The organism is Bacteroides sp. ET489, from assembly GCF_030518095.1.
Classification (GTDB): Bacteria; Bacteroidota; Bacteroidia; order Bacteroidales; family Bacteroidaceae; genus Bacteroides; species Bacteroides ndongoniae.
In genome coordinates, this window is record NZ_JAULLJ010000060.1 from 1 (window position 1) to 12,632 (window position 12,632).

The following is a 12,632-nucleotide window of genomic DNA, read 5'->3' on the forward strand; positions in this document are numbered from 1 at the left end:
AAGATAATATGAGTGTAATCAAAACAAAATTATTAGGCCCATTATTGCTTAAGAGATATGTTTGTCGTTAATTCTTCTGCTCGCCTCAGACCGTCTCAGACGGTGCGGTTTGTTTGCGCAAATTTCATTGGTTATGATATAATATATTGATAATCAATACGGATAAATTTTTTCAACGAAGAGGAGTATTGATCTAAGTCGCATAAATGAAACATCTACATACCGGCGGGACAGGCAACGATGAGTTGTTTGCCCCGCCGGTGTTTGTTTAGGAGTTGCCGGTGTTGTCTTTATAGCGACTTGATATTTAGAATAAGACTCGTTGGTTAAATGAATTTACATAATGAACACTCGGATAATAGGTGAAAGCTACCGTATGTACTAAATCTGTTGAAAAGAGAAAAGATTCAGTTTTCCAGCCTTTATTCTTTATGTTTATGCTAACTACTTGTATAATAGTGAATTCCTGTGAAACGTCATGTCCCGTAGTTCACATGTACGATTTTTGCCCCTGATGAGGCATGAAAGTATGTTTCACAACAACGTGCTTATTACCTGAATATTATGATGAAACTTCACCGGCGAATATTTGAAAATATGAGTTTTTGAGTCGTTTTGCATGAATACGCAGTCTTCTTTAGGAGAGACAGTAGAATGCTTTCTATTAATTTGACTGTTTGATAAGGCGTGAAGCAAGAGAACGGTGTTTCAATTACTACGTTGTAGGACACTTGTACGGTTCGCGAGCCGTACAAGTGTCCCATAAATGGAATGCAAGTGTCGCTCGCGAGCCGTGCAAGTGTTTCAGAATTGGATGGTCTTCTTCTGTAGACAACAGGTGGGAAAGTAGAACTTTTTCCTGTGTGAAGCCTGTTATTACGCTACAAAATCATATATTTGTATATTCTTTAAACCGATGACGAAAATGGAAGTAACGACACGACGTTTGCCCGAGTTGAAGCAACGGCAATTGCCGGCAACTTGCCGGGAAGAAGTTCAGGCTTTGCTGAAGGAAGTTTACGGATACGAGCAGTTCCGCAATCTGGAGATATACGATGACTTGTTCAGTGGGAAAGAGAAACTGGAAATCTCGCAAGGACAGCTGATAGAGAATGTCATCCTCGAAGCAGAAAAGGCACAACAGGGCGACGCGTCTGTAGAGAATATTTTGCTGACAGCACCTACGGGTTCGGGTAAATCGTTGCTGTTCCAGTTACCTGCCATTTATTTGGGACGTCAGTACGGGTTGCTTACCATTGTCGTGTCGCCGCTGAAGGCATTGATTGTCGATCAGGTGGAAAGTCTGCAGGAGTTAGGTTACACGCGGGTGGCTTATGCTTCGTCCGATCTGTCGCCCGAACAGAAAGCCGAGGTCTACCGTCTGGTGCGTGAGGGGGAGATTGACTTGTTCTATCTCTCGCCCGAGTTGTTATTGTCGTACGACATCAAGCACTTTATCGGCGGACGCCGCATAGGCATGGTGGTGGTCGACGAGGCGCATACGGTGACTACTTGGGGTAAGGAGTTCCGTGTGGACTATTGGTTCCTGGGGCGTTATCTGAATGGTTTGAAGCAGAGTCTCGGATACGGCTTCCCGCTGTTTGCGCTGACGGCTACTGCCGTGTGGAATCCGGTAGGAAGAAACGACATGGTGTTCGAGACCATCCGTTCGTTGCAGATGGAACCTTGTGTGCTGTATGTAGGTACGGTGAAGCGTCGCAACATCGGTTTCGATATCCGTCAGATGACGATCGAGGAAGGCGAAACTTACGACAAGGCCAAACAGCGTGTTGTTTCCGGTCGGATCGAAGATTATCTGGACGGGCATAAGACTTTGCTTTACTATCCTTTTGCCGGCGGCATCGACATGCGCTTGAAGAGTTGGGTGCGTTCGTGTGACTGGCACCTGGTGGCATCGTACTACGGTAAAAAAGAGAAAGAACAGAAAGCCACCATCGTGCAGGAGTTCAAGGAAGGTACCAAGAAACTGATTGTGGCCACTAAGGCCTTTGGTATGGGAGTTGACATCAGCGATATCGATCGTGTGTACCACGTTGCCCCCTCCAGTACGTTTGTCGATTATATTCAGGAGATCGGTCGTGCCGCGCGCGATGCCGATGTGCAAGGCATTGCAGCAACCGATTTTCATGAACGCGACTTCTACTACATGAAGCGCCTGCATCAGTTGGGGAACATTGCTCAGGAACAGCTGGTACTTATCTTGCGTAAGCTGATGGAGGTTTATCGCATGAAAGGCGAGAAGCAGGAAGTGATGATTTCTTTGTCCGATTTTGAGTTCGTAGTGAAGGTGCCGCGTACGAAAAACAAGTTGGAGTACGAGTCCGAATTGGGACAGCTCATCAAGACGGCATTGTTGTGGCTCGAAGACGACCTCTCTGCCCGCTTCGGGCATAATCTGCTGGACGTAAGTCCGCAAAACCTGCTGACCGAAGGCTATGTGCAGGACAAAATGGGCGATGCTTTTGCGTGCGAATTCCACGATTATCTGACTCCGGTCGAAGGCGAGTCCGATGTCTATCGGGTACGGCTGAACGACTTGTGGGAAGAACGTTTCCCGGAGTTGGGATATAAAGAGTTCAAACAGCAGTTGGGCAACGGTACGTTGTGGGAAGGTTCGCGTGCTGTGGCAGTAGGCAGGCACGATGTATTGCTGAAGGAAGATGCAGCCGAGATACGTTGTCGGCTCGATGCCTTGTTTGACAGCCTGAAGACACTGCTGACCGATAAGTTGCGCAAGACGAAAGGACGCTTTGATGAAGAAGAACTCCGTGCTGTCTTTGCCGAGCACGATATGGATGTCCGCTCGGCCAAACGCTTTATCGGTTCGCTGCTGGAGTCGCGTACCGAGGAAGGGCGCAGCGTCAGCTACATCAGCAGTGTGAAGAAGAAAGAATCCAACGAACTTTCGTTCACGGTGACCAAGGGCTTCGACCTGCTGCTGTCCCGTTATCAGAAGCTGTTTGTGCAGCGCATCACGGGATGCAAGGGCGATAAGCTGGTGTTCTACACTACTCCTTTCTCCGACCTGAACATGCTGCTGAACTTGCTTTCCATGCTGAACTGTCTGTCGTTCAGTGTCGAAGGTGGTGGAACTCCTTGCGTACAGATTCGTTTTAACGATCCTGAAACCTTGTTACAACTGGTGTCGACGGACGACTACCGTAACCTGATTTTGGATAATAGCGAACTGATTTTCGAAGAACAGATAGAATTGTTTACCCTCTTCTTTGGTACGGAAGCACTGACCGATGCGCAGCGTTGGGACTTTATTGAAGATTACTTTACTGGTGCCACTGTTGAGGAGCTAAGGCAGAAGTACGCACTTTAAACATTGGTGTGCTGTTCTTTCGGCATGTTGCATTTCTGAAAGGCGAGCCGTTCATCTCCGTTCATCAGATAGATGATGCCGCAATAGGTAAATCCGTGTTTGGTCAGGATGTGCTGCAGAATACTGTTGTCGCGGTGGGTATCTGCCCGCAGGTTCGGTATCTGACGGTAGCACCAGTCCAGGCAGGCGGCGGCTACTCCGTGACTTGCTTCTGTGCTTGCCAGTCGGTGGATAGTGGCATAAGGCTGTACGTTGTCTATCCAAGCTCCTTCGTAGATGCGGGCATACGTCGGGTCTTTGCCCGGGATGAAGGAGAATGTACCGATGATTTCCTGCGCATCGTCGAGGCAGACATAGCTATGTCCGTTTTCGATGTCGCGGCGTACGAGTTCTTCATTGGGATATCCGCTGGTCCATTGCTTCATGTTGCCGCTTTTCCGCATGATGCGTTTAGCCTGTTCGAAGATAGGCATCAGTTTGCTTATTTCTTCGGGTCTGGTTTGTTTGATGGTTATCATATTGTACATACTATTTTCGGGCTGCAAAATTATTCTATTATTTTGTTTTGGCGAATATTTTGCAACCCGAAATGCAATTAACGAAACATCTCCGTTGATGATGCGTCATTCGTTCGGATACGGAATCAGTTCACCGGACGAACGGTACGCCGGACGTTGGGCATCCCGTTCCTTCAGGTAACGGGTCAGTTCGTCGGCCAGTTCCTTTATTTTTTCGGGCATGCTGTCTGCCAGATCATTCTGTTCGCCGATATCTTCTTTCACATTGTAAAGGCGGCATTGGCGGCTCTCCCAGGTATAAATCAGATGATAGTCACCTTTCAGGATTGAGGAATAGGCACCGTAGCTCTCTTCTTTGTTCTGCGTTTCGCCCCACAGGTTGGGGAAGTGCCACACGATGGGACGTTCGTACCGCCTTGCCGGATGTTTCAGTACCTCTGCAAAGCTTGTTCCGTCAATAGTCTGTAAAGTGCGATATTGTTTTACGCCGGCCATTTCCAGTATGGTAGGGAAGAAGTCTTCTATCATGACGCGCTGGTCGTTCTGTGTGTTGCCTTGGGTTACTCCGGGCCAATAGACCATCATCGGTTCGCGTACGCCGCCCATGAAGGCCGAACCTTTGCCGGCACGTGCCGGATAGTTCTGGTCGCGGTTGGCACGTCCTTGGCGCACGTTGTTCAGTCCTTGTCCTCCGTTGTCGGACATGAACAGCAGGATGGTGTTTTTGCCTACTTCCGGATTCTGTTCCAGATAGTCGAGGATGTCGCCCAGGCTTTTGTCCATGCCTTCTACAAGCGCAGCATAGCGGACTTCGTTCTCGTTGAGTGTATCGTTCAGCTGTTCGTCGAACTGACCCCGGTAGTTGGGGGTAAAGCGTTTATCTTCGTCGTAGGGCGAATGGACGGCATAGTGCGACATGTAAAGGTAGAACGGTTTGTTCATTTCAACCGACTTTTTCATGGCGTTCAGGGCTTCTCGTGTCAGGGCTTCGGTCAGGAATATGTCTTGGCCGTAATATTTCTCTAAACCGTATACGGCAAATTTGCTGCCTTGACCGAAGTTTTTTGTTCCCAGATAACTGCCGGGTGCTCCATTAGGACCGCCGGCAATGTTTACGTCAAAACCCATGGTTGCCGGATCTGCTCCGGGAGTAGTGCGTGCACCGAAGTGGGCTTTCCCGCAGTGTATGGTATAATATCCGTTATCTTTCAGAACTTGTGGCAGGGAAGTGATAGGGGTAGAATTGTTGATCTTACCGGCTGTACTGTCCGGCTGTATACCATTGTAGTTCCATTGTGGCAGGCTGATGACGCTACTCTTGGCATCGGTCTGTTGGTTCAGCTCCAGTGTCCAGTTGGTCACTCTGTGTCGGGAGGCATTCATGCCTGACATCAGACTGCATCGTGTAGGCGAAGAAATGGCACATGCGTAAGCCTCGGTAAAGCGGACACCCAGTTGTGCAAGCCGTTCCATGTTTGGAGTGCGGAAACGTTGATTCAGGTTGCTCCGTTCGTTGTTGTAGAAAGGCACGGAGGTGTCTTGCCAACCCATGTCGTCTACCAGAAACATGATGATGTTGGGTTGAGTAGTGTTTTGAGCTGTTGAAGCGAGTGTCGCAAGCAGGAGACACGGTGCTGTGAATAGTCTTTTCATAGATGCTTCAGAATTCTTCTTTATATTTTAGTTTTAAACAATAAGCTGTCAGCGGAAACTTTTCAAAGATACGATTAAAATGTAGGTAATTGGCTGTTTATAAATATGTCTTATGCCATAATTTAGCTTCTTTAACAAGACTCTTTCCAGTCGTTCGCAAACAATTTGCTATTTTTAAATTTTAAATCAGTTTATTCCATTTATATGAAAAGTCAATCGTCTCTTCTTCTAGGCTCACTGCTGTTGTGCAGTGCAAGTCTTTTTGCGCAAAAAGAGCAGCGCCCGAACATTGTATTCATTTTGTGCGATGATATGGGTTACGGCGATTTGGCCTGTTATGGTCAGCCCTATATCAGTACTCCCCACATCGATCGTATGGCAGCTGAAGGAATGCGGTTTACGCAGGCTTATGCCGGTAGTCCGGTCAGTGCTCCGTCGCGGGCAACGCTGATGACCGGACAACATTCAGGACATTGTCTGGTACGGGGCAATAAGGAGTATTGGCCTGAGACTCCGGTTGTGATGTATGGTGAAAATAAAGACTACAGTGTAGTAGGACAGATGCCTTATGACCCGCAGCACATTATTTTGCCTGAAATTATGAAGAAGAACGGTTATACGACTGGCATGTTCGGAAAATGGGCAGGCGGTTACGAAGGGTCGGTATCTACACCCGACAAGCGAGGCATTGATGAATACTATGGTTATATTTGTCAGTTCCAGGCTCACTTGTACTATCCTAACTTCCTGAACCGTTACAGCAAGGCTTTGGGCGATACGGCAGTGGTACGCGAAGTGATGGAAGAGAATATTCAGTATCCTATGTTCGGACGTGATTATTACAAACGTTCGCAATACTCTGCCGACATTATTCATCGCAAAGCTTTGGAGTGGCTCGACAGACAGGACGGCAAGCAACCTTTCATGGGAATTTTTACCTATACACTGCCCCATGCCGAATTGGTGCAGCCCGACGACTCTATTCTCCAAGGATATAAAAAGGAGTTCTTTGTGGACAAAACTTGGGGTGGGCAAGAAGGAAGCCGTTACAATGCCACGATACATACACATGCTCAGTTTGCAGCTATGATTACACGGTTGGATGCTTATGTAGGTGAAATAATGGACAAGCTGAAGGAAAAAGGACTTGACGAGAATACCATTGTGGTGTTTACCAGCGATAACGGTCCTCACGAAGAAGGAGGTGCCGATCCTGTGTTTTTCGGCCGAGACGGTAAGTTGCGTGGATTGAAACGTCAGTGCTACGAAGGTGGTATTCGTATTCCTTTTATAGTACGTTGGCCGGGGAAGGTGGAAGCTGGTGCTGTGTGCGACCATCAACTGGCTTTTTACGATGTGATTCCAACCTTCTGTGAACTGATTGGTGACAAGAAATTCCCCAAAAAGTATTTGAACAAGAAGTTGGAAAGTGATTGTTTCGACGGCATTTCGTTTGCCCCTGTGCTGACGGGAAACGATGAGGCGCAACAGAAGCATGATTTCCTGTATTGGGAATTCCACGAAACCGACCAGATAGGCGTACGTATGGATGACTGGAAGCTGGTAGTGAAAAAAGGAATTCCTCATTTATATAACCTCGCTACCGACATTCACGAGGACAACGATGTGGCGGCACAGCACCCTGACATTGTCCGTCGGATGAAAGACATCATTCGTACCGAGCATAGACCTAGCGCCGACTTCAAGATTACGTTGCCGTCGTTCGATTGACGTTCATAAGAAACTTTTATATTTACTTTTTAGCAGTGTCAATGAAAAAATGTGGCAGTTGTTCCCTTCAGAAACATAATTTCTGTTTTGGAGGAAACAACTGCCATCTATATTATTGGATATCTTAGCGGTCTTTTTCAGTGGAAAAACGAACAGGATCATTGTATTGTTCCTGAAGTTCGAGCATATTTGCTTTTAGTTCAGTTACAATAGAAGCGTATTCGTTTTGCCCGTACAAGTTGTTCATTTCGGTTGGGTCGTTTTGTATGTCATAGAGTTCCCAAGCGTCGATGTCGTTATAAAAGTGCATCAGTTTGTAGCGTTCGGTACGGATACCATAATGCCGTTTTACCATATGTTCGGCTGGATATTCGTAGAAGTGATAGTAGAGCGCTTTACGCCAGTCAGCAGGCTTTTCACCTTTAAGCAGAGGGAGTAGGGATACACCCTGAATGTCGTTAGGTATAGGAGCACCTGCCAGTTCAAGGAAGGTAGGGGCATAGTCGATGTTTTGTACCAGTTGTGGAATGTCACCACGTGTTTTGAAATCGGCTGGTAGGTGCATGATAAGCGGTGTGCGCATAGACTCCTCGTACATAAAACGTTTGTCGAACCATCCGTGTTCGCCCATGTAGAAGCCCTGGTCAGAAGTATAGACTACCAGGGTATTATCGAGCAGACCGTTTGCTTCCAGATAATCAAGTACACGGCCAACATTATCATCAAGCGATTTTACGACTTTGGCGTAGTCACGCATATAGCGTTGAAATTTCCACTCTGCCAATTCCTTGCCTTGGGGATTCTTGCGGTAAAAGTCTTCAATAATTGGATTGTAGAAATCGTCCCAGGCTTTTCGTTGTGCAGGGTTCATACGACCAAGAAAACTTTCGTAAAGAGCTTTAAGCCGACTGTCTTTTCCTTCTTTCAGCATTTTAAGATCGTATATCAGATCCATATCTTTGGCAATACTCATCTCCTGAGATGCTGCTGCAAGACGATTTTCATAATTATCGTAAAAGTTGTTGGGCAATGGGAATTCTTTGTCTTCGTAAAGATGTAGATTACATGTATCGGCCATCCAGTTGCGGTGGATAGCTTTGTGGTGAATCAGAAGGCAGAAAGGCTTTTCTTTATCGCGTTTGTTCTCCATCCAGTCGATGGCATCATCTGTGATGATGTTGGTGATGTAACCTTCCTTTTGGATCGTATCATTATTTTGAGTGATAAAATTGGGATTGTAGTAATCGCCTTGTCCGGGTACTACTTCCCAATAGTCAAATCCAGAAGGAAGGCTTTCCAAATGCCATTTGCCTACGACGGCTGTCTGATAGCCGGCTTTCTGGAGTAGCTTGGGGAAAGTTTGCTGAGCACTGTCGAAAACACAAGTCGTATTATCATAGAATTTGTTGGCACAAGAATGTTTGCCGGTGAGCATACAAGCACGGCTGGGGCCACTGAGCGAGTTGGCAACAAAACTGTTGGTGAAACGAACGCCGTCGCGAGCAATGCGATCGAGGTTGGGAGTTTCGATGTTGCGTATATCGTAGCAACTCATCATCTGAGCTGTGTGGTCATCGGTCATGATATAGACAATGTTGTAGGGTTTAGATGCCTTGTCGGATTGCTGGCATGCTGAAAGTAAGGATGCTACAGTGGCTATTCCGAAAAGCGGGTAGAGAGAATGATTCATAATATGCATTAATTTATAATTGTTACAAGATGATAGTTTCAGTAGATTGACTGTTGCTACGTTCTTATTTATTGATACTGCTGATGCGTAATTTGTAGGAGTACTTTTGCTGTTGAATACGATACACGGGTAAAGTGTCCACATCTTTTCCGCAACTTGCATTGCCTACACCCCGTACGGCTGCATCAAGGTGGAGGAGTATGTACGGGCGTTTTTGCAGTTCCCACATATGGTCGCAGTTCATCAAATCTTCGTCTGTGTAGCGCAAAGCTGAAAACGATACGTTTCCTTCGGTTTCTATTTTGATGCCTGCACCGGATTTATTGCGAAGAAGCAGTTCTCGTAGTCCTTCACGATTACCCATGGATTGTGGTTTGACATATTTTTCTTCCATTTGTTCTACAGTGGTACTGTAGCGTCCTACTGTGCATCCGTCTTTACGGTCGTTGTAGTTCTCCCAAGGACCGTAGGCGTAATAATCGACTGTATTTAGAGATGAGTCGATGGCACATATTAGTCCACATCTTCTCAATTCGCTTGTCTGGGGTGTTAGTTCTACGTCCATACCGATGGTTCCATCAGGCTGTAAGGTATAGACAATTTGAGTTTGGCATAAATTGCCTTCTCGGGTAGTCCTTACAATTATAGAACTTCCTTTTTTCTCTAAGGTGCATGTCCCTGCCGGTTCAAGTCCATTGGAGGTATCTGTAAATTTATCATTTTCTATCCAACGGTGATTATCGTATACAAAGCCTTGGCTATGACTGATGACAGACTGTCCGTTTAAGATGAGTGTCTTCATCTGTCCGCTTTGTTTATCGAAGGAAGCTTCGATATGTGCATTTTTTATAATGAACATAGCTGGAGTTTCTTCTACTTTCAGGGTGTTCTTCCGACTGCTTTTGACTGAAAGCTGCGGCAAGGCACAACGTTTCAAAAGTTCGTATTGCTGTTGTGCAACTGTATGTCCGGCTTTGGCCCAAGTGGAAGCATCTTTGGTGCATACAGCCAGATTAAGCATTACTTCTTTTCCTGCTTTTTGTGCCTGACTGAGATTAATTCCCTGCAGTTTTATATTTATGGCAAGTGAGTCATCGGGCATGACATGGCCGGGTAACAGGCTGTCTGTTGCCGAAATGTAACCATCTTCCAGTATTTCCCAATGAAGATAGAATCCATCAAGAGGCAAGAAATCATACGTGTTCTTTAGTAGGATTTTGACTTCATTTTTGTTTATCTCTGTTCCTAAATGTGTGAAGTGTACATATTGGTATACAGCTTTTACTTCTTTCAGTTTGGGCGATTCGTCACGTGTGGCAGGAACTATACCGTTCGAACAGAAGTTACCTTGATGCGGTCCTGGAAAATCATAGCCGGTATGCAGTCGGTAAATGCCTTTTTTCATTTCATTGGGTTCATATATGGCTTGGTCTACCCAGTCCCATATAGCACCACCTATGGTGGATGTACTGTTTTCTATACTGTTCCAGTATTCTTTCAGATTACCTATGGCATTTCCCATAGCGTGGGCATATTCGCAAATGAACATAGGTTTACTGAATGAATTGACGTAGGTATCCATCCATTTCATGCCTGGATACATTTTAGAATAAAGATCACTGAAACGATTACCGCCATATTCTTTACCATCGCGGGTACCTTCATAGTGTACGGGGCGGTTATCAAGACGTTTGGCAGCATCGTAACATGCCTGGAAGTTACTTCCACCTCCGGCTTCATTACCTAAACTCCAGAAGATTACACTTGGATGATTACGGTCGCGAAGAATCATACGATCTATACGGTCAACAAAAGCTGGAATCCATGACGGCATGTTGCTGATTGATTGGTTGGCATGATTTTCTAGGTCGGCTTCGTCCATCGTATAGAGGCCGAAGTAATCGAACATGGCATACATCTTGGCTGCATTCGGATAATGAGAAGTACGGATGGTGTTGATGTTGTTTTGTTTCATCAGCAATACATCTTGCAGCATCGATTCCGTAGGTACGGCACGCCCATAGATAGGGTGGGTATCATGGCGGTTTACACCTTTAAAGAAAACGCGTTGTCCGTTGATGTAAACCAATGAGCCTCGTATTTCAATGTCTCTGAATCCGTATTTGGTCGAAAATGCCATCTCTTCTTTGCCTTCCTCGTATTGAACGATGTGTAAGGTGTAAAGATTGGGAGTTTCGGCTGTCCAAAGGCACAGATCTTTCAAGGGAAAGGATATGTGTCTTTCAACTGTTTTTTGATCGGGTGTATATGCAATGTGCAGCGTTTTTTCACTTACTAGACTGCCGTTGGGAGCAATCAGGCTCAGTGTGACGTCTTTCGAGCCTTTTAGTCCGTCTCGGTTGTCCAGCTTTAAGGCTACGGACATATTTCCTTCCTTGTAGTTGGATTGTGCTTCTAATTTAGAAGTTATGTAGTGGTCGCGTATGCTGGCCAGCGGTGTATTGTACAAATATACATCGCGGAAGATACCACTCATCCGGAACATATCTTGGCATTCCAGGTAGGAGCCATCGCTCCAGCGGAATACCTGTACGGCAAGACGATTTTCTCCTGTCCGCAGGTATTGTGTCAGATCAAATTCGGTTACATTATTTGCTCCTTGCGTATAGCCTACATATTTGCCATTCAAGTAGACAAAGGCTGCGCTATAGATACCGCCAAAGTGGATAAATGTCCGTTGTTTTTCCCATCCTTCAGGCAGATTGAAGAAACGTACGTAGGAGCCAACCGGATTGATACCATAATTTTTCCCTCCATCATTAAAACCTTTGCGGGCATCAATATAAGGAGGAATATTGGCATGAGGGTATTCTACATTGGCATAGATGGGGCGGTCGTATCCTTGCATTTCCCAATTGGACGGCACAGGGATTGTATCCCAGTCTGAAATATCGTAATCTTCTTTGTAGAAGTCCTGCGGCCGTTGCGATGGCTCAGAAACGAGGTGGAAAGCCCATTTACCGTTTAATGAATAAAAATACGAACTTCTGGGGGTGGTCCATGGGGTCTGATAGAAGTCTATATCGGCTTTCATTTCAGCGGTAGAAGCGTACGGTAAGTAGGTGGCATGTCCGGCTTCTTTGTTTTCTTCGAAACAAGTTTCGTCTTCCCAATAAGTTTTGCTACGTTGCGACAAATCGGGACCAGCGTTTTCAGGCATTGCCATTTTACTTATCTTAATTGAAAAAAAAGTTTCGGGGGCGTTTCCAAACTTACGTTTGTCCACCAATTGCAATTTTCCTTCACTGCTATAGAATAGAATCAGATCGGGACTGTTAGTCGGGAAAATCTGTAAAAACTTATTTTTCGGTCGAATAGTCCATAACTGTGATTCATCGGAACCGTTGTTCTCCGTTATTTCCAATGAATTGTCTGTACGGGCACAGATAGCTTTATTATCAAAAGGATTGATAAAACGAAAACTGCTGGACAGATTGCTGATTGTCCACTGCTGCATTTTATCATCGGCATTCTGCTTGATCAGGATGACTTTTGAGTTTCCTTGTTTGTAACCCAATGCTTTTGGGGTGTCCTCGGCTGGTATCACATTATAGAGTTTGTTTTTGGCAAAACCTACTTGTGCATAGATAGCTGTGGTGAATGCACATACAAAGAAGCATATAAAACTTATAAATATTTTTTTCATGGTATTTTTTAGTTTTCTATTCTA

6 protein-coding genes are annotated in these 12,632 nt (G+C 45.6%); 2 read left to right on the plus strand and 4 right to left on the minus strand.

The features are described 5' to 3' along the window. Positions 1–916: 916 nt before the first annotated feature. Entirely contained in the window at positions 917–3,349 is a 2,433-nt protein-coding gene (locus Q3C19_RS17220; protein ID WP_302730992.1) for a DEAD/DEAH box helicase, read from the plus strand. Here Q3C19_RS17220 and Q3C19_RS17225 read toward each other — a convergent pair. Beyond that, positions 3,346–3,867, minus strand: a complete 522-nt coding sequence (locus tag Q3C19_RS17225) for a GNAT family N-acetyltransferase (protein WP_071147989.1) — start codon at positions 3,865–3,867, stop codon at positions 3,346–3,348. The two genes, Q3C19_RS17220 and Q3C19_RS17225, sit on opposite strands and share 4 nt — an antisense overlap. Positions 3,868–3,972: 105 nt before the next feature. Beyond that, positions 3,973–5,520: a sulfatase gene (locus Q3C19_RS17230; protein WP_071147976.1), complete on the minus strand. Its 1,548-nt coding sequence runs from the start codon at positions 5,518–5,520 to the stop codon at positions 3,973–3,975. A gap of 204 nt (positions 5,521–5,724) precedes the next feature. On the opposite strand from Q3C19_RS17230, the gene Q3C19_RS17235 reads away from it, so the two are divergent. After that, the gene (locus Q3C19_RS17235) at positions 5,725–7,251 is read left to right on the plus strand and encodes an arylsulfatase (protein WP_071147975.1); all 1,527 of its coding nucleotides are present in this window, start codon (positions 5,725–5,727) and stop codon (positions 7,249–7,251) included. A 124-nt stretch (positions 7,252–7,375) separates the two neighbouring features. On the opposite strand, the gene Q3C19_RS17240 is transcribed toward Q3C19_RS17235, so the two are convergent. After that, positions 7,376–8,941 carry a sulfatase gene (locus Q3C19_RS17240; protein WP_071147974.1) on the minus strand — a complete coding sequence of 522 codons (1,566 nt, stop codon included), beginning with the start codon at positions 8,939–8,941 and terminating at the stop codon, positions 7,376–7,378. A gap of 64 nt (positions 8,942–9,005) precedes the next feature. Continuing rightward, complete coding sequence (locus Q3C19_RS17245; protein WP_302730996.1) at positions 9,006–12,608, minus strand: glycoside hydrolase family 2 TIM barrel-domain containing protein; 3,603 nt, start codon at positions 12,606–12,608, stop codon at positions 9,006–9,008. Positions 12,609–12,632 lie beyond the last annotated feature (24 nt).

What these genes read in the sequence shown, in the direction of transcription:
- Q3C19_RS17220 (WP_302730992.1), top strand. Translation starts at nt 917, where the DNA reads ATGACGAAAATGGAAGTAACGACACGACGTTTGCCCGAGTTGAAGCAA.
- Q3C19_RS17225 (WP_071147989.1), bottom strand. Translation starts at nt 3,867, where the DNA reads ATGATAACCATCAAACAAACCAGACCCGAAGAAATAAGCAAACTGATG.
- Q3C19_RS17230 (WP_071147976.1), bottom strand. Translation starts at nt 5,520, where the DNA reads ATGAAAAGACTATTCACAGCACCGTGTCTCCTGCTTGCGACACTCGCT.
- Q3C19_RS17235 (WP_071147975.1), top strand. Translation starts at nt 5,725, where the DNA reads ATGAAAAGTCAATCGTCTCTTCTTCTAGGCTCACTGCTGTTGTGCAGT.
- Q3C19_RS17240 (WP_071147974.1), bottom strand. Translation starts at nt 8,941, where the DNA reads ATGAATCATTCTCTCTACCCGCTTTTCGGAATAGCCACTGTAGCATCC.
- Q3C19_RS17245 (WP_302730996.1), bottom strand. Translation starts at nt 12,608, where the DNA reads ATGAAAAAAATATTTATAAGTTTTATATGCTTCTTTGTATGTGCATTC.